Annotated in this window: 14 protein-coding genes, 1 tRNA gene and 1 other annotated feature (1 of these 16 running past the window's edge); of the genes, 6 read left to right on the top strand and 9 right to left on the bottom strand. The window is 36.6% G+C overall.

What is annotated here, in order from left to right; all coding sequences use genetic code 11:
• Window positions 1-180: a binding site (T-box leader), on the bottom strand (it extends 37 nt beyond the left edge of the window).
• 171 nt (window positions 181-351) lie between these two features.
• The 8 genes from ACKP2L_RS00820 to ACKP2L_RS00785 all read right to left on the bottom strand — a co-directional run bounded on the left by ACKP2L_RS00820 (window position 352) and on the right by ACKP2L_RS00785 (window position 13,170).
• Complete coding sequence (locus tag ACKP2L_RS00820; protein ID WP_439425497.1) at window positions 352-1,083, bottom strand: alpha/beta hydrolase; 732 nt, start codon at window positions 1,081-1,083, stop codon at window positions 352-354.
• 2 nt (window positions 1,084-1,085) lie between these two features.
• Entirely contained in the window at window positions 1,086-2,051 is a 966-nt protein-coding gene (locus ACKP2L_RS00815) for a LacI family DNA-binding transcriptional regulator (protein ID WP_439425496.1), read from the bottom strand.
• 27 nt (window positions 2,052-2,078) lie between these two features.
• Window positions 2,079-2,927 (bottom strand): carbohydrate ABC transporter permease, encoded by an 849-nt coding sequence (locus ACKP2L_RS00810; protein WP_439425495.1) that lies wholly within the window; start codon window positions 2,925-2,927, stop codon window positions 2,079-2,081.
• A 2-nt stretch (window positions 2,928-2,929) separates the two neighbouring features.
• Window positions 2,930-3,820, bottom strand: coding sequence for a carbohydrate ABC transporter permease (locus tag ACKP2L_RS00805; protein ID WP_439425494.1), 891 nt, complete (start codon window positions 3,818-3,820; stop codon window positions 2,930-2,932).
• A 66-nt stretch (window positions 3,821-3,886) separates the two neighbouring features.
• Complete coding sequence (locus ACKP2L_RS00800; protein ID WP_439425493.1) at window positions 3,887-5,125, bottom strand: extracellular solute-binding protein; 1,239 nt, start codon at window positions 5,123-5,125, stop codon at window positions 3,887-3,889.
• A gap of 103 nt (window positions 5,126-5,228) precedes the next feature.
• Window positions 5,229-8,387 (bottom strand): GH36-type glycosyl hydrolase domain-containing protein, encoded by a 3,159-nt coding sequence (locus ACKP2L_RS00795; RefSeq protein WP_439425492.1) that lies wholly within the window; start codon window positions 8,385-8,387, stop codon window positions 5,229-5,231.
• Between the two features lie 10 nt (window positions 8,388-8,397).
• Window positions 8,398-10,563, bottom strand: coding sequence for a beta-glucosidase BglX (bglX, locus tag ACKP2L_RS00790; protein ID WP_439425491.1), 2,166 nt, complete (start codon window positions 10,561-10,563; stop codon window positions 8,398-8,400).
• Between the two features lie 153 nt (window positions 10,564-10,716).
• A complete protein-coding gene (locus ACKP2L_RS00785) occupies window positions 10,717-13,170 on the bottom strand; it encodes a phosphoketolase family protein (protein ID WP_439425490.1) in 2,454 nt (817 codons plus the stop codon).
• Window positions 13,171-13,323: 153 nt separating this feature from the next.
• On the opposite strand from ACKP2L_RS00785, the gene ACKP2L_RS00780 reads away from it, so the two are divergent.
• The 4 genes from ACKP2L_RS00780 (at window position 13,324) to ACKP2L_RS00765 (ending at window position 16,115) form a co-directional block, all read left to right on the top strand.
• Window positions 13,324-13,830 carry an aminoacyl-tRNA deacylase gene (locus ACKP2L_RS00780; protein WP_439425489.1) on the top strand — a complete coding sequence of 169 codons (507 nt, stop codon included), beginning with the start codon at window positions 13,324-13,326 and terminating at the stop codon, window positions 13,828-13,830.
• Window positions 13,831-13,841: 11 nt separating this feature from the next.
• A complete protein-coding gene (locus tag ACKP2L_RS00775; RefSeq protein ID WP_439425488.1) occupies window positions 13,842-14,519 on the top strand; it encodes a hypothetical protein in 678 nt (225 codons plus the stop codon).
• A gap of 233 nt (window positions 14,520-14,752) precedes the next feature.
• A complete protein-coding gene (gene tyrS / locus ACKP2L_RS00770) occupies window positions 14,753-16,009 on the top strand; it encodes a tyrosine--tRNA ligase (protein WP_439425487.1) in 1,257 nt (418 codons plus the stop codon).
• Between the two features lie 33 nt (window positions 16,010-16,042).
• Window positions 16,043-16,115, top strand: a tRNA-Ala gene (locus tag ACKP2L_RS00765).
• A 611-nt stretch (window positions 16,116-16,726) separates the two neighbouring features.
• Here the strand turns inward: ACKP2L_RS00765 and ACKP2L_RS00760 are convergent.
• Entirely contained in the window at window positions 16,727-17,581 is an 855-nt protein-coding gene (locus ACKP2L_RS00760) for a helix-turn-helix domain-containing protein (RefSeq protein WP_439425486.1), read from the bottom strand.
• A gap of 132 nt (window positions 17,582-17,713) precedes the next feature.
• Between ACKP2L_RS00760 and ACKP2L_RS00755 the strand changes: the two genes are divergently transcribed.
• Both ACKP2L_RS00755 and ACKP2L_RS00750 read left to right on the top strand, forming a co-directional pair.
• A complete protein-coding gene (locus ACKP2L_RS00755) occupies window positions 17,714-18,025 on the top strand; it encodes a hypothetical protein (protein ID WP_439425485.1) in 312 nt (103 codons plus the stop codon).
• Window positions 18,009-19,592, top strand: a complete 1,584-nt coding sequence (locus ACKP2L_RS00750) for an ATP-binding cassette domain-containing protein (protein ID WP_439425484.1) — start codon at window positions 18,009-18,011, stop codon at window positions 19,590-19,592. The genes ACKP2L_RS00755 and ACKP2L_RS00750 overlap by 17 nt, the downstream gene beginning before the upstream one ends.
• The last annotated feature ends 99 nt before the right edge of the window (window positions 19,593-19,691 follow it).

The following is a 19,691-nucleotide window of genomic DNA, read 5'->3' as shown; positions in this document are numbered from 1 at the left end:
ATACAAAAAAGTATCCACTCATAACTGCGATAACGGACAGACCGAGACTGGCTTGCTAAAAGCTCACCAGACCATTTGATAAAAAGACCATATTCTTCTTTGACTTTCGACTGCCTTTCAGCCTTATAACAGTTCTCTTTGACCAAATCAAAGAATACTCATCTTTTTTATTTTTCAATTGTAAAGAATTATGAGTTTAATTATTAATTTTGTCAACATTTTTTAAAAACTAATTCATTGTAACGACCATAATAAATAATATCTATGTAATTTCCGAAAACCGTTTATTGTATTTACTAGTAATGATTCTAGTAACGTTACTAGTAACAGTATCGGCATCTAAACATGTTTTTATATAAAATCAATTATTCCAGCAATCGAACGATCCCAAAATGACCACTCATGTTTTTCATTCGGATATGTATTAAAAACGATATTAAAACCAGCCTTTCTAGCCTGTTCATAAAAACTTCTGCACCTATGCACAAAATGATCTTTCCGACCGCATTCGATATCTATAAAAGGTTTATCAAGACCGGTACCAGGTTTTTTAATCAGATTAAAAAGATTGTTATCCGAATTCTTAAAAGTTTTTTTATCTTTGAATAGAGCAGAAAACCAAGCTTCTCGGCTGCTGTCTTCTTGCCAGCTTTCAAGAAGATCAGTGTTGGGCGATAGAGCGAAACAAGCTGAGAATTTATCCGGAAAAGTCAAAACTATTTTCAAAGCACCATAGCCACCCATTGATACACCAGCAACAAAGGTATTTTTCCTGGCTGTGTTTAAATGAAATACATCTTTCATTTGTTCTAAGATTTCAAAAGCAACAAAGTCAAAATAGGCACTTTTAGCAAAATTTTGATAATAGCTAAGATCGACCCGCGGCATCACGACGACCAAAGACTTATTTTCTAGATACTTATCCAGCAGGGTGTTTCGTTCCCAGGAATTTTCATCATCGCCCATACCGTGCAGCAGAATCAAAATTTTAGTTGAATCGCTGATCAGGTCAGGCAAAATCATCTTGAAGGTCGTAGACATGTTTAAACTTTTACTAAAAAAATTAAAAGTTAGATTTTTCATATTCATTCCTTAGAGGTAGATGCTCTTTCCAAAAATTCAGTATTGATAATTTTGTCGGACACTTTTCCCCCGTTGATCATTTCAAGCAAAGATTCTGCGGCCACTTGTCCCCAATGATGTTTGGAATAATTGATCGAAGACAGCGATGGCACCAAATAAGAACTTATTTCATCATTATCAAAGCCAACGATATTGAATTCGCTCAGATCAACATGATTCTGTTTAAAAATATCATATATGCCGATAGCCATTTCATCATTAAAACTAAAAATGCTCGCCTGCTTGAATCCATTTTTTAAAATCTCTTGTGCAACACTTTTACCGCCGTCGATCGTAAAATCACTTTTAAAGATCCGATAATTTAAAATATTATGATGTGCGAGTCTTTCAAGCGAAAATTGTAATCGCTGTTGTGAATCAAAAGAATCGGATGGCCCCGTCACCAAAATGATCGTCTGTTTTTTAAAAATGGATAAACGATCGATAGCCGAATATGAACCTTTTTTGTTGTCAACCAAAACATGGCTGACTAAACCTTTGCTGGCGCCAGCACGGAGCAAAACGATTCTTCTGCCTTGCATAGCGTATTTTTCGATATCATCATCAGGGAAACGCGGATCGATAATTATCGCACCATCAACTAATTTTTGCGGCAAAAAAAGGCGCGCTTTTTTCCCGCCGGAACATATTATCGTCTCATACCCAAACTCTTTTAACTTTTTAGAAATGCCATCAATGATATGACTATAAAAGTAACCGCCAAAATCAGATACATAAACGCCGATGATATTAGTTTTTTGTTTTTTTAAAGTTTGACCGGCTAAATTAGGTGTGTAATTAAGATCATCAGCAATTTTTATGACTCGATCGCGAGTTTTTTTAGAAACCTTATCGCTGCCGTTCAATGCATATGAAACTGTTGAAATAGACACTTTTGCTCTTTTTGCGATCTCGCGAATTCCAGCCATCTTAAATCAAACCCCTTAAAAAATACTTTATTTCTCAGACTGTACCACAAAACCTTGGAGGATATATTTCTGGAAAATAACAAAAATAATGATTATCGGAATGACCATAAATGAAGAACCGGCCATTTGAACACCATAATCAGAAGTATGCTGCCCTTGAAGCAATTGCAGCCCTACCGATAAAGTATAATATTTTTGATTATTAGCTATGATCAATGGCCAAAGAAAAGAGTTCCATCCGCCAATAAAAGTCAAGATACCCTGAACTGCAAAAATCGGTTTTGAGATAGGCATGATAATATGCCAGAATATATACCATTCACCAGCACCCTCGATCCGTGCCGCTTCCAAGATCGAATCAGAAATATTAGCCATAAACTGGCGAAACAAAAATATCGAAAAAGCTCCGACCAAACCGGGAAGCAAAATACCCAACAAAGTATTAGTTAACCCCGCCTGGTTAAGAATCAAATAAACAGGTATCATCGTTACTTGCCCAGGTATCATCATCGTTGCCATGACTAATCCGAAAAGAAACTTTTTCCCGGCAAAATTAAACTTGGAAAAACCATAACCAGCAATTGCATTTAAAAACAAACCGAAAAAAGACGCTGCTGTTATTATTAAGGTATTTTTCAAGTAAACACCGAAGTTACCACTAACGAAAAGTTCCTGGTAATTAGAAAGTGTCCATTGACGCGGCCAAAAATTTTGTGTCGCTTGAGATATCTCAGCATTAGTTTTAAAAGAAGAAAGAAACATCCACAAGAAAGGAAGGATCGTAATCAAACCCCAAAAGGCCAAAATCGAGGCTGTGACCGTTTTATTTCTCTTCTCTAGGAATCGACGGCTTTCCAAACGATTAACTGTTTGCATATTCATTCTCCCCTCTGCTTTCGCTGGATCCTAAATTGAATCGAAGTAGCTAGAATTATCGCCACGAACATCACAAATGACGCAGCGGCAGCGAAACCAAAATTAGAATTCTGAAAACCATTTTGATAAACATACAAAGCTACGGAGTTAGTACTGTTCAGAGGACCGCCCTTGGTCATAACAAAAGGCTCATCGAAAAACTGGAACCAACCGATCAAGGTCGTGACCGAAACAAAGAATATAGAAAACTGCATTGAAGGAAGTGTGATGTGACGTATTTGTTCCCATTTATTAGCGCCATCAAGTTCAGCCGCTTCATAAAGAGATTCGGGAATTCCTTGAAGCGCTGCTAAGAAAATCAGCATATTAAGACCAACAGCTTTCCAAATCGCTAGAAAAATAAGAGATATTTTGGCCGTAGCCGGATCATAGATCCATTGCAATCCCGGTAAACCAATAGACCTTAAAATATTATTCAAAAGTCCATTATTAGGGTTATACATATAGGTCCAAACGACAGCCACAGCGACCGTATTCGTGATAGAGGGTGTGTAAAATATCAAGCGCATCAATTTGAAGAATCTATTTTTTCCATAATTGATCAGCAAAGCGGCTGTCAAAGATAATATGACTACCAAAGGAACCCCGATAACAACATAGTAAACAGTATTGCCAACTGATTGTAAGAAATCAGGATCAGAGAATAAATTCGAAAAATTGCTCCAGCCGATAAATTTTACTGTCGACCAATTGCCCAAACCGGTAATATTCAAATCAGTGAAACTAATGATCAAAGATACTAAGATTGGTATGATCGAAAAAATAATCAGCAAAATGATGGCCGGTCCTATAAATGTATAGGGTATAATTTTTGCTTTTAGCGACTTATGCATTTTTTCCTCCGCTTGTATGTAGGGGCATTTTTGTAAAAATGCCCATTAATACCTACTTATAATTTTTTATTTAAGAATGCGATTAACTTGAGAAGTGTAGGTATTCATTTCCTTTTGAACTGATGTACCCTTAAGAGATATTTGCTGCCAAGCGCTCAAATATTTCTGGCCGATCTCATCCCACTGCCTAACTAACGGCATTGGCTGAGAATGATCAAGCTGCTTGCGAAATACTTGTATCTTACGATCACTTAGAGACTTGTCAGTCCAAGCAGATTTTAGTGTCGGCATCGAATTACTATTCTTGTAGTAACTAAGCTGGCTGCTGCGACGCGAAAGAAACTTGACCAGTCTGACAGCATTTGCCCTCTTTTTGGTGTAATTAAATACCGCGATATCGCCGCCGCCAGTATTAGACATATTGTTCTTGCTGCCCTTTGGCAAAGGAGCAACATCCCACTGATTATCTTTAAGGCCGGTGTCGCTTCTAATCGAATTTACCATCCAAGGGCCTGATATAAACATCGGTACCGGCGCCTTGCCGCCAAAAGACTGTCCAATCGTTAAGTTCATGTTTTGTTTTGGAGAGGCACCGTTTTTAATGTATTTATTAAGATATTTAAGTGCAGAAACCATTGGTTTTTTATTAAATTGGGCCTGCCCGTTTTTAATCAAGGTCGCACCATTCTGGCGGGCAAACATAAAACCAAACGTTGGTTCAGAACCATCGATATTTAAACCATACATACCCTTTCCACGCTTTGAGAGTTTTAACGAGGCATTATATAATTCAGACCATGTACGCGGTGCATGATCATATCCGGCTCTTTGCAATAAATCTTTTCTATAATAAAGCACACGAGTCTCGACGTACCAAGGAACGGCATAGTATTTGCCATTATACCTAGTCGTATTTACTGATCCGGAAAAGAACTTATTTGGGGATAAATTATTATCATTCTTTATATAATGAGAAATATTCATTACTGCTTTTGAACTGACCATATTCGGCATCTCTGTGGTTCCAACGACTAGAACATCGGGTCCTGATTTCGATGCAGATGCAGTTAAAAGCTTATCGTTATATTGACTCCATGGAATACTTTGAATAGTTACTTTAACACCAGTTTCTTTAGTAAATTGATTGATGATCGGTCTAATATCTTTATCACCATCGCCGCCATACCAAAAGTTGATCGTGCCTTTTGATTTAGCAGATGCAATCTGATTAGATCCCAGAGTCGTAAATCCTGCTCCAGCGATGACCGTTGCTCCAATCAAAGATGCAATTTTTTTAAAATTCATAACTCAGTCTCCCAGTTGAAACTTTTCTTATTCGAAACGTTTCTATAAATATTTTACAACAAAATGTAACCGCTTTCAAAATAATCTGCTGAATAAAATAAATTTAAGAAAATCGTTTTTTAAAATGAATATCCAGACCTGCTTCTTTAGGTATAGAGCTGGAAACATCATAGTCACCGCTAACAAAATCGATTCCAAGAATATCGGAAATAAGTGTCTTTATATATATGCCAGGACCGCTGCTATAAAGACGCCAGCCGCCTTTTACCTTTATTTTGCCCTTTGATAAAAGTCGAAAATCTTTTTGTGCCTGATAACGATCATTAAAAGCAGCATCAGAACTGCTGAAATAAACATTCGCCTGCCTAAAATCACTATTGGCAAGGACTTTTCTTAGATTTATTGGATCGACCAAGAACAAAGCTTCCCAAGCGCTTGGATCACCGGTTTTTGCCAAAGCTTCAATATATCTAATATGTGCATGTGTATACATCAAGCCGATTTCTCGGCCGAAATTAGCCGACTGTTCGGCTCTTTTGAAAATTTTGCTTACACCGCCGTGATAAACTGCCGGCCTGTCCATCAAACGAACTCCATCTGGAAATAAAAGTTCCTTTTTAATAGTACTGATAGTTTCTTGTGCCTTTTGGCCAGTATAGATCCCGCTGATAATTGCTCTGGTCATAGGTATCAGACGGTAATTTATATGCGTGACCGAATCACCGGGAAAAATTATATTAGTTCTTTTAAGATTTTTGTCTAAACTAATAAAACCTGGCAAAAATGGCTGATCCAAAAAATACTTTTTGAAATCTTTAAACATCAAATCTGCGATTTCCTTTATGTGACTGGAATAATCATTAAAATCAAGAATACGAGAAGATTTTCTGAGAACTTGTATCGTCAGCTCTTCAGTCCATGTACTTGCCATATTCTGCTTTTGTTTTGGATCAGCCGGTTGCAAAGTATCGTCCCAATCGCCATCGCCATAAGCCGATACCTTTGTTCCGTAAAGAAAATGATTTTCGATATATGAAATTTCCTTTTTAACATGCTCAAGTATGGAATATTTAGTTCCTGTAAAAGCCCTTTCTTGTTTATCAAAATATGGGATATTTTCAAATAAAATGGACTGGTCACCAGAAACTTCAATATAATCGACCAACACTTTAAGAGGCCAAATGATCATATCGCCATGACTTTCACTGGAGAATTCAGAAAAATACTCATCATACATGAACCACTGCGGCCAATTGCCGTCTTCTCTGAATTGATGACTATAAAGAATCTTGAGAATACTCCTAACATATGCAAAATTACCAGTTGAAAGAAAAAGTTCCGTTGGTCCTTGACTAACATCTCTAGTACCCCAAGCAGCTCCGCCGAATTGTTCTAAACCGTGCGGCGATAATAAATGAACCAAGGCATCATGAGCAAACCATCGAATGATCAGGTTGATTTTTTCCGTTTGATCTTTATAAGGATCTGCAGAACTGGATAAAGACAAATTATTCAAAAGCACTTCAATGTTTTCTCCGTGCTTTTTCCGCGATTCCGTAAAATCAAACTTTGTATTGGTAGAGATTTTGTTTCCAAGATCAACGGTTAAAGAAAAATTAAGTTCGGAAACATTTTTAAAATTAAAAGTTGATAACCGTGGATCTTTTATATTTTCAGTAAAAAAGACAGATTCATCGCCTGCAAACTTTTCGGGATCATCATAACCGGCAAAATTGTAGAAAAAAGAAAGGTTTTTATTGAATTTTTTCATCAAAGATTTTTTCCCTGGATAAAAAAATATCCTGCCGTCCTTAGAAAAAATTTTATCAACTGAATTTTGGCCTTCAACAGAATCCATTATTATATTTTCAGTTATCAGCAGATCATATGTTTTATTAGTTAAAGACAATATTTTAAAATGCAGACTTTGATCAAAAGCTGAAGCATCGGCACTGATTTTCAAGACATCATTTTTCAATTTGTAATACCAGTCAGAGGAATTATAGGACATCACAAATAAGGATGGGGTTGAAAGCAATTGATAGTCTTTGTCCGATTTTAAATAAATGTGCATTCCCTGCATTTTGAAAAAATTCAGCGGTCCACGAAGATTAGAAGAAAACTTATTGTGGTTTGTGTTGCCGAAAACGGTTTGCGATGAAAAAACACCAGACATATATTGAGTCGTAGCCAGTATCGCCTTTCCAGGTACGATATCAGAACCAGCCAAAATAATATTACCCGTTGGTCGGGTTTGCAGTTCCTCTTTATATTTAGTAACTACATGATCATTTTGATCGGTGAAGAAAGATAACAGACGACCGTGATATTCTTCTTCTTGTAATCTAGCTGGGAAAATATTATTGATTTCATCATTCGTGAAATCTTCGGTTTCAACTGGTTTAAACGATAAATTGGTTTTTCTTTTCAATAATTTAAGTTTTGATCTGCCTTCGATCTTTTTGTCTTTTAACTGCCTGAATTCTTTTCTAAGATCATCTTGATCAAAAATTAGATGATCATTTTCACCTTTAGCATCAGAACAAAAAGATGAGTAAAAAACGATCGATTTCGTTGATAAACTTTCTGAAGAAACAAACCTTTTTTGTAGAACTATTAAGTTGGCTTCGTTTTGTAAATTAACAGATGGTAACCGGTCATTTTCCATAGCTGCTGGAATCCCGGTAGTGACATAGCGTTTACCAAAAAACTGGTATGCATCAGTTGAAAAAGCCGACAGATCAGAAAAAGAACCGATTTGAAGATAAGGATTGCGGCCTTGTTGACTTTGGTTTTGACGAGATCCAACTATGATCGTTTTATCAAGCTGACTAACGAAATTATCGATATACTGCGAAGCATATGCTTCGTTAGAGCTAACAAAAGATTCTTCGCCAAGACCAAGATCTTGAACAAAAAATAAATCAGCCTTATCAAATTTTGTACTTGAAGTGATATTAGCTTCCCAAAACCAGGAGCGATTGCCTATGTAAAGGTTTAATCGGTAAAAAATGCCATTTTTTTCTCCTTGCCATGATATTAAATCATTAGAATAATTTACTTCAGTTAAATTATCAGCATCTATAAGCCTAAAGTATCTAGTCTGTCCTTTTTCCTGCACTCTAAAATAAAAATTTTGTAAACCGCCATCTAAATTGTTGCCGCTGACTTGGTTTATTTTTATTTGATCATAAAAAATATCAGAAACAGCACCGTTATTTAATAAATTTATATTAAGTTTATTTTTTTTGATTTTGATCATTAAAATTTCCTCATTTATATATAAATTCAACACAAGAAAGATCATCGTCAGAACTAGAAAATCCAGCCGCTAGGATAAACTTGCCCTTATCGGGATACATTTTTTTATTTGAGTGAACATATGATAGATCGCTTAGATCGATCCTAAAAATAAATTTGCTGCTGCTGCCGGCTTTTACTAATTTCTTCTCAAAAAATTTTAATTCTTTTACAGGCCGAACAACTTCCGCAGAAAGGTCGCGAATATACCATTGAACAGTAGCATCACCATCCAATTTGCTGGGATTATGAACGATGATGCTTGCCAAAATAGAGCTATTTTCCTTAATTTCCTTAGAATCGACTGTCAGTTGGCCGATCTTAAAATTAGAATAACTTAAACCAAATCCAAACGGATAAAGCGGATCATTAGGACTATCAAGGTATTTAGACAGGTATTTCTCATCAGCATTTTTATCTAACAAGGGGCGGCCAGTGTTGAAATGGTTATAATAAATCGGCGTTTGACCAACGTTCCGCGGAAAAGTCATCGTAATTTTTCCACTTGGATTGGTTTCTCCTGTAATGATCTTTGCTAAAGCATCTGCTCCCTTCGTTCCTGGAAACCACGCAAGCAAAATAGCATTAGAATACTTTTGGATTTCAGTAAGATCCAAGGGGCGGCCAGTTACTAATAAAGTTATTATCGGTTTACCTAACTCAGCAAGTTTTTTCAGCAAGCGGATCTGATTGTCAGCAATTTTTATATCAGTCAAACTGCTTGCTTCACCGCTCTGTTCAGATTCTAAGCCAGCGACAAAAATTATATATTTCTGTTTCTTTGCGATAGCAACAGCTTCTTCGGCCATCTTTGAAGAGAAATCAGAGGCTGTTTTGTATCCTTTTGCAAAAACTATTTTTTTAAATTTTGAATACAACGATTCTTTGATCGTCTTAACAGAAAGCTTGTCCCCCTTAAAAGACCAGCTGCCTAACAAGTCATGTGAATCTCCTATGTCGCCAACGAGAGCTACACTATCATCGATATTTAAAGGAAGTGTTTTATCATCATTCTTGAGCAAAACAATCGACTCTTCAGCTGCTTTCTGTGCTAGTGCAAGTTTTTCATCGGTGAAAACATGGCTGTTGACTTTTTTTGTTTCTAATCCTCTAAAAGGATCATCGAAAAGTCCAAGCTTTTTCTTCAAAGACAGTATTCTGTAGACGGCATGATCGATCAAATCTATATTGATTTTTTTAGAATCGATCAAATTTTCAAGCTGGGAAATATAGGAAAATGACATCATATCTATATCAACACCCGCTTTTAAAGCCAATGAAGCAGCCTGACCCATATTTTCAGCTACACCATGATCGATCAGTTCGCCAATCGAATTCCAATCAGAAATAATAACTCCATCAAAGGAAAGTTCTTTTCTTAAAATGTCTTGTAAAATATATCGGTTTCCAGTAACCGGAATCCCAAAAAGGGTATTGAATGAAGTCATAACTAACTGGGCTTTAGCTTCTACTGCTGCTTTATATGATGGAAGATACTCAGATCGAAAACGCCACTCGGACATATCAACAGTGTTATATTCCCTACCAGCCTCGACAGCACCATAACCTGCAAAATGTTTAACAGTTGCTGCCAAGTGATTATTGTCGATCCGATCTTTCCCTTGATACCCTTCAACAAAAGCTTTAGCATATATGGAATTCAAAAAAGGATCTTCTCCAGTTGATTCCATAACTCTGCCCCAACGAGGGTCTCTAACTAAATCTGCCATTGGTGAAAAAGTCACCGAAATCCCTTCAGCGGCAGCCTCGTCAGCAGAAGCTTGTGCAACATCTTTTATAAGCTTTGGATCCCAACTCGCAGCCAATCCTAAGGGGATTGGAAAAATGGTTTTATAGCCATGAATTATATCTGCCATAAATAATAAAGGTATTTTTAAACGGCTGTGTTGCAAAAAATTTTTTTGGATATCAATAATTTCTTTTTTTCCTGAAATGCCTAAAACAGAACCAATATTGTAAACATTATCTTTGATATATTTTTTTGCTTGGTCATCGATCGGACCTGTGATCGCACCTCCGCTAGAACCAAAAAAGTCGCCCGTTACTTGTTGCAGCTGACCAATTTTTTCGTCTAAAGTCATTTGTTTTAAAAGATTATCAATAAAATTATCTAACATACTCAACCTGATCTACTTTAGTTTTTTTTAATTCGAAACGTTTCACTTATTTCTACAGTTTAATCATAACATTTTTTTGTAAAGCGCTTACAATAAAAATAAAATAAAAACCACGAATCTAGTTCGTGGTTTTAAAAATATTTGTAACAAAGATTACTTAAGAGGACTCCACTTCCAGTCAGTGAATTCTTCAATATCACGACCTTCGTCACGAGTAACTTTAAAGTGCTTCTTAAGGATCTGATTCATACGAGCAATGAAGTCATCGGCTTTTTCACCATCAACAACACCGTTGTCTTTAAGAGCGGAAACAGCATCAATAGCTTGGTGGAAACGATCCAGCTCTGAGTAAACACGCATGTCATATTGGGTAGTGATATCACCATCTTCACGATAACCATGTGCGTGAAGATTATGATGATTACGCTCATAGAAAATAGATTCGATCAAATCTTCGAAACCGTGGAAACCGAATACAACTGGTTTATCGGCTGGGAAGAACTTATCAAACTCTTCATCAGAAAGTTGACGATCATCGTTCAAAGGACCAGTCTTCTTTTGCAGGCGACCCAATTCAACGACGTTGACATAATGGAACTTAACTTCAGGGAAGCTTTGATTTACGAGCCACAATGCTGCCAAAGTTTCGATAGTTGGTTCTGTACCGGCAGAGGCAAAAGTGATATCTACCTTGCCTTCTGGAGCAGTAGATGCCCAATCAACGATACCAAGACCATTGTTAACCAGTTTATCAGCTTCTTCAGCAGTAAACCATTGTTGACGAGGCTGCTTTGAAGCGACGATATGATTGATCTTTTGACGATCGACCAAAGCTCTGGCAGCAACAGCCAACAATTCGTTTCCATCGGCTGGAAGATACTGACGAATATAATTCTGCTTCTTTTCAGCTAAATTAGTAAGCATTCCTGGATCTTGGTGAGTATAACCGTTATGATCCTGCTGGAAAACAGTAGAAGTAGAAATGAGGTTCAGTGATTGATACTTGTTACGCCATGGTTCTGCATCAGCTTGGCGGATCCACTTGAAGTATTCAACGATCATTGAGTCAACAACTCTTAAGAATGACTCATAAGAAGCAAACATTCCGACACGGCCAGACAAAGTATAACCTTCAAGCCATCCTTCAGCTTGGTGTTCAGACAGTTGTGAATCAATGATACGGCCTTCAGGTGCAAGCAGTTCATCATTAGGGAATTTGATCTTGCTCATCCATTGACGAGGAGTCTTGTCAAAAAGCTTCCACAAACGATTAGACATGGTTTCATCAGGTCCGAAGAAACGGAAACGAGTAGGATTCAGCTTAGCAACTCCAGCTAAGAAACCAGACAAAGTAACCATATCCATGTTTTGATCAGCATCAGCTAGCTCAGTTCCACGGGTTTCTGGAGTAACGCTTGTTGCGTAGTCTTTCCAGTTAGGAAGTTTCAAATCAGAATTATCAACACCGCCATTAGCCAATGGGTTTGCGGCCATACGCTTATTTCCCTTTGGTGCAATAGCAGCGATTTCCGGTTTAAGAGATCCATCTTCATTGAAGAGCTCTTCCGGTTTATAAGAATTCATCCAATCTTCAAACTTAGGAAGATCTTTAAGGTTAGTTGCCGATAGGTTCAATGGAACTTGGTGAGCACGGAAACTGTTTTCGATCGGGTTACCGTCATCATCGAGTTTTGGACCGCCCCAGCCTTTTGGCAAACGAGCAATGATAACCGGCCAAGCTGGTATTTCACCATCTTGATACTTATCGTTTTCACGAGCGTCTTTTTGGATCTGTTTGATATCTTCAATAGCTTTATCAAATACCTTAGCAGCCGTCTTATGATATGCAGCATAGTCATGGATATCATCATTTTCAATGAAACGAGGAGACCATCCAAGGGACTCAAAGAATTCACTGACTTGTTTATCAGACATACGGCTGAAGATAGTTGGATTGGAAATCTTCCAGCCATTAAGATCAAGAACCGGCAAAACAGCTCCATCGGTCTTAGGGTTGATAAACTTGATCCCGTGCCAAGCAGTCATCGCTGGACCAGTTTCAGCTTCACCATCTCCAACGGTCACAAAACCGATCTGATCAGGGTTATCAAGAATAGCTCCAATACCATGTGATAGAGAGTAGCCAAGTTCTCCACCTTCATGAAGCGAACCGGGTGTTTGTGCAGTGGCATGAGAGCCGATACCACCGGCGAATGAGAAACGCTTGAAAAGCTTTGACATTCCTTTAAGGTCTTGAGTTATCTCAGGATAATCTTCAGTATATGAACCATCCAAAAATGAATTGGTAACCATTACCTGTCCGCCGTGACCAGGTCCTTCAACGTAAAACGCGTTTAGTCCGTATTTATTGATCAAACGGTTTTCATGTGCATAAAGAAAAGTTTGTCCAGAAATGGTTCCCCAATGACCAATTGGCTTAAACTTGATATCTTCTGCTTTTAAAGGAGTTTTAGTAACGCTAAAAAGTGGATTGCTCCTTAGGAAAATCATTCCACCTGACAAGTAGTTAGTTGCACGCCACCACTTGTCGACGAGTTCTAGATATTCAGTTGAATCATAATCAACTACGGGTGCATTAGATGCCATATATTTAATATCTCCTATTTTTTTTATCTAAAGTGCATTCTCGCCACACCTTAACATCTTCCATTATACAGCAAAAAAATAGCTCATTTAGAGCAAAAAAAGCCTTAGAATAAGTGTTAGCGCTAACAAAATAGATTGTTTTAAAATTTAATTATGTCTAAAAAAAATAAAGTCAAAAAAACACAAGTTGAGCAGATTTTAGAAAAAAACAACATTCAATTTCGACCAGTTGAATTAGACATGATCAACAGCAGTGAAGAAGAAAAAAAGGCAGCTTTAGATAAATTAAAGATAGGCAGCGAGTCGTTGATCTATAAAACATTAGCCTCTAAAGGTGATAAAACAGGACCACTTATCGCTGTCATTCCAATAACCAGCCACCTTGATGAAAAAAAGTTAGCAGCCGTATCAGGCAACAAACGAACAGAAATGCTCCCGTTAAAAGAATTGCAAAAAACCACAGGTTACATACATGGTGCAAACAATCCAGTCGGTATATGGCACCGCAGCCATGGTAAATTCCCGATTTTTTTTGACAAACAGGCTATTAAAGACGGCCGGATATATGTTTCCGCCGGCGAGCTGGGCAGAAGCGACGGCATCGATGCAAAGCAAGTAGCAGATTTTATAAAGGCTGAATTTGCAGACCTGACTGCTTGATTTTTAAGCTAATGAACTACCTTATAAATAACTGCATTATCCTTTTTTTAACTTTTTTGATTTTGCCGGCATTGGCAGCTTTCGTTATCTCTAAAATAATCGATCGTACTTCAAGCAGGTTGATTTCGATTTGCGGAGAAAAGTTTTTTATAGTCATCGCTTCTTTAGGAATAATCACACACGAACTATCACATATCATGATGGCAATCATTTTCGGTCATAAAATAGACAGTTTTCAATTGATACAGCTACCCAAAGAAGGACAACTAGGATATGTAAAACATAGTTCTGATCCAAGAAATATTTGGCAGGCTTTCGGAAACCTATTAATAGGGTTTGCACCCATGATCGGAAACGGGTTTGCGATTTATTTTCTAACTAAATGGTTAAATCCAAGGATATTGAACGGTGTTTTTGTTTGGCAATGGCGGTTAGTATTTTGGTTGATACTAACCTTCTCTTTGTCGTTGGGTTTGAATTTGTCTTTTGCTGATTTTCAAAATTCCCTGCACGGATCGATCCCAGCGTTAGCAATATTGATGATCGCCGGTGTTTTGACCTCCTTATGGAAAATAAATTTGCAAGTTTTCTTCCTAAATATCATCCATCAAGAAATAGTTATAGTTTTGATAGGAATACTGTTAGCTGTTATTTCATATTTGACCAGCAAAATACTTTCGATATTTTAAGAAAATTGTTAGAATATGTTTAATCTCAGCTGATAGTAGGATTTTGGCGGTCAAAAAGAAAACTAGTGGTAGATGAAAACTAGTCCAGAAAAAATCTGAATTACACAGCAAAACTTTGAGACATGTCTCGATAATTAAGCAGGCGCTCATTATTCGGCGCAAAACGGGTGGTACCGCGGAGAAATTCGTCCCGAAGATCGGGGCTTTTTTTATTGTTTTGGAGGAATACTTACATGGACATCATCGAAGATCTAAAGTGGCGCGGGTCAATAAATCAAATGACCGATGAAGAAGGTTTGGATCAATTATTGAAGGAGAAAAAAATAAGTCTTTACGTCGGTGTTGATCCTACCGCAAAATCGATCCATATCGGAAATCTGATACCGCTGACCATTTTAAAAAGGTTCCAAAACGAAGGAAACAAACCAGTTATAGTCATCGGCGGCGGAACCGGTATGATAGGCGACCCATCAGGCAAAGCGAGCGAGCGAAAACTTCTGCCAAAAAATGTTTTTGACGAAAATGTCCGTCGAATAACTATGCAGATGACAAAGTTATTTGGTAAAGACGGCTTTGAGATAGTCAATAACTATGATTGGCTATCAAAACTAGACCTGATATCTTTTTTAAGAGATTTCGGAAAACTTTTCCCAATAAATGTCATGTTAAAAAGAGACGTGGTAGCATCTCGTCTAGAAGTCGGCATCAGTTTTACAGAGTTTACTTATCAAATACTGCAAGCCATCGATTTTTATACTCTATATAAGCATAAGGGCGTTCAATTACAAATCGGAGGAAGCGACCAATACGGAAATATATCAAGCGGCATTGAATTGATCCACAAAATGGAAGGAGCTCAAACAAAAGTTTTTGGTTTGACTGTACCTCTGCTGCTAAAATCCGATGGCACAAAATTTGGTAAAAGTGCGGGAGGGGCGATTTGGCTAGATCCGGATTTTCTTTCGCCTTACGAGTTTTATCAATTCTTCTTCAACCAAAGCGATAATGACGTGATCAAATTACTCAAAATATTTACTTTTTTGAATAAAAAACAAATCGAAGAACTGGCAGAACAAACAGAAAAAGATCCCGGTGCGCGTGAAGCTCAAAAAAAATTAGCAGAAGAAGTTACTGAATTCGTTCACGGCAAAGAAGCCGTCGTTGAGGCAGAAAAAATTTCTAAAATGTTGTTTGAAGGCAATATAAAAGAAATGACTACTAAACAAGCCCAGGCAGCTTTTGCAGCAGTTCCTTCATTTGAAATCAAAAATGAAAAAATAAATATCATTGACCTTATAACCAAAGATAAAGTTATAGATAAATCACGTCGCCAAGCGAGAGAAGATGTTGCTAACGGCGCAATAGTCATCAACGGTGATAAAGTTTCCGATCCCGAATCTGAAATCGATCCTGATAAAATGTTTGACGGAAAATTCGTTGTCATAAAACGCGGTAAAAAAAGATACTTTTTGGCTAAAGTGATAAATTAAATAATGTAGACACCTTATTATCTTAGGTGTTAGGGGCGTTTAGCTCAGCTGGGAGAGCGCTGCCTTCGCATGGCAGAGGTCACGGGTCCGAATCCCGTAATGTCCATATAAAAAAGATCTAGGTGATCGACAAAGGGCATTATTCAAAGAAAGATATGTTAAGAAAAAAATCTAAGAATGGATATTAGCCTAGACAATTTTTATCAAAAAATATCATCTGGTGAAAATACAGCTCATTGTTAATATAAACATTGGCATAAATTTTAATGAAACGGTCCATTTTTCTGCGGAATCCTCGAAAATGCTGGCTGATCTAAAAAACGGTTTTTATTTGCAAGCCTTTAAATACACATATTAACTACAGTGAGTTAAATAGTGAGTATTCTTTTATCAGCTCAAGGTGTATGAACTATTTTTATATACTTTGTCTAGACAAAAAGCTTTTCTTTGATCCTTGTTTTTCTGACCAAAATTTATCCATTTTTATTGAGCAATTAGGTATGAAAGCACAAAACATAATTCTAAATTTATCTTATCCGTGTATTTTTGCAAGACCGCTAAAACAAATCAGATATTTTTTTTGGAAACAGTATATTAACAAAAATTGCGTACCATTTTATGGAGTATATTCCGGTGGTTTGCCACAGAGTACCAGTCATAGCGGAGAAACATTTGCCAGATAAATAATATTTAAAAACTAAGTATGACTGAACTTAATTAACCTGGTAAATTTAGGTGCTTAATATGATAATCCCATATTTTTTCTAATTGTTTTGCATAATCATTATTAATCTGTTTAACAGAATTAATCACGCTTAGAATAGGATTAATTTTTTCAGAGGAAGAATCCTCATAGAAGTGAACCAGCGCATTGATAAAATGAAAGCTGGCAGTAAGTCGTTCGTTTGTAGTAACCTCTTGTACTTCTTGGACCATGGATATTACAGTGTGCGAGGCCGCTACATCGTTTTTTTGAAGTAAAAAATGGGTTATATCGACAACGATGTAACTGAAGTAATTAATATACAGGTCATCCAAAGAATACTTATAATTTAGGACACAGTCTTTGCTTTTAGACACAAGCAGCATTCGTTGGTCGTTAGTGATGAAGGGAATCACATAATTAAAAACTTGTAATTCAAATCTTGTCCAAGTTTCTACGGACGTTAAATAGTTAAAAATAAAAGCTGCCTCATCCTTTTTTTCGCTGCCATGATTCGTCTCCAAGAACAATGAGGCCAAGCTGTAGACCAATCGTTGAGTTAGGTTGGTTCCGCGACTATTTAGTTTAATCAGTTCAACTAACTTTTTTTGATCCTTATTTTCGATAGCTAAAAACAAATTTATGAAAAAACTGTCTTGGTAATTTTCGTAATTATTAGCAGTGATCATTAATTCATCGAAAGAGACTCCGATCCTATTTAAAAGAAACAACAGTTTAGAAACTGAAATATCGTATTCGCCTTGTTCAAATTTGTAAATAAAAGACCTAGATACTTCACCAGCCGTTACCTCTTTGATTGAAAAATGCTTATCCAATCTCAATATTTTGAAAGCCTGACCAATTCTCATTTTTGTGGGTATTATTGATAAAATCATTTTATTTCTTTTGTATAGTATAGTACTCATTATTATGCAAAAATATCAAATTATCAAGCTAAAACACATATATAATGATTCGTATAATAACTGAGGAGAATAAATATGGCAATAACTATCGTTGGAAACAAGATGATAATTTTGGAACTAGAGCACAAGAATTACATTTTAACCGCTCAAGATTTACCAGAAATCAATCACTTTAACATTCACCCATTTAAAAACATGATTTCTTTGATTAAAAATAAATTTGATGATAAACAAATTAACGCTTTAAAAAAAGAAGTGTTTACAGAAATAAATACGGTACAGCCTGACGCGATCGAAAAAGCCTTAGAGGAAAAATACGGGCATCAGGCAGCTGTACTCTATAAAAAGACCGTTAAAGAGAATAATCATAATGAGTCGGTTCATTAACAAACAATGGTTTATTTTAGGGTTATTTCTTACGATCGTTTACGCTTTTTATATACCCTTCAACACTATTTGGTACACATATATATTTGTAATTCTGGAGCATCGATTATTCAACCGCGTATTGCTTTTCATCGGTGTCGTTCTTTTACTTAGCCTTTTCTTTGTTCTCACAGATTATTTAGCACAAATAGTAAATAACAAAAACGCTGCTATTTTTTCCACCAATTTAAAAACTCAAACGTTAAAGCCTTTAACTTTAGATAGTCACAGACAAGCTTCGGATAAAGTATCCTTTGTCTTGAATGATCTTAATTTAGTCGAAACAAACTATTTTCGCCAAATTTTAAAAATCGTTAGTTTGATGACAAGTCTGATTGTGACTGTTGCTTTTTCGATCCAAAGCAACTGGATATTGACGATACTATTCTTGTCTTTTGCGGTTGTTAGTCAGGTATCACCTAGTTTTTTTAGAACAATAATCAAGGAGAAAACTAAAGTGTGGTCAAAAACAAATAAAGGAACCACGACTTTTCTCAATGATCTCTTCAAAAATTATCAAACAATTATTCGTTACCAAGCTACCAGCCACTTTGTTCACTTTGGTCAAACGAAAATTAGTTTGTCAGAAAGTGCTAAAAAAATTAGAGACAATAAAATTGCTGCTTCCAGTGCAACGGTCTACGCTGTGGCCGAAACATTTCAAATTTTGCCAATTGGCATTTCGATGTACCTAGTTATTAAAGGAAAATTACAAATTTCGGATTTTGTCGCAGTTCAGTATAGTGCCACGATGATTACTAATTCAGCTTTACAGCTTGGACAAGCGCGATCGACACTGAATAGTACGAAAGATATTAACAACAAAATCTTGGATTATATTCATAACAAACAAGCAGTTAATTTAGAAGAGCATAAGGAAATTACAGATCAAAAATATGATTTCAGTTCCTTAAAAGCTGCCCATCTGGCTTTTAAATATCCTGAGCAAAAAAAGAATGTGTGGTCCAACGTCAATTTCGAATTAAAAGCTGGTGAAAAGCTACTGATAACAGGACCCTCAGGGATTGGTAAAAGTACATTGTTGAAAATCATTATTGGCGAAATACAGCCATCCCAAGGGACATTAGCTTATTATTATCGTAATGTTCAAGACACGTATTTACCTCAACCAGACCTTTTCGCCTTTGTCTCGCAGGATAGTGCTATTTTTGATGATAGCATTTATCTCAATTTAACTTTAGGAACACATTTTTCTGAAGACGAAGTCAAAGAAGCTTTATACAAAGCAGGCCTGCCGGATGTCGACCCGGCTAGTCCTGTATCTGAAAGTGGCAATAATTTTTCCGGTGGTCAAAAGACAAGAATTGAATTAGCTCGTGCCTTTCTCTTTGACCGCCCCATTTTGATTATTGACGAAGGCACAGCTTCTTTAGATGAAAAAACAGCCCATGATATACAAGAACGTGTTCTTGCTTCTGACAAAACCGTGATTGAGGTCGACCACCATATGTCTGACCAGCTCGTCAATAAATTTAATCAACATTTGGATTTAACAAGCATTGATTAATCATGGTGATACCTAGAAATTAATCCAGTCTTGTACCGTTCTCCTGAAATAAAATGATAAGTTATTTTAATGAACATTTAATAATTAATGGATTTTTAA

Source organism: Oenococcus alcoholitolerans, assembly GCF_051852995.1.
GTDB classification, from domain to species: domain Bacteria; phylum Bacillota; class Bacilli; order Lactobacillales; family Lactobacillaceae; genus Oenococcus; species Oenococcus alcoholitolerans.
Note: the sequence above shows the minus strand (reverse complement) of the source record. Positions and strands in the feature narration are given on the sequence as shown.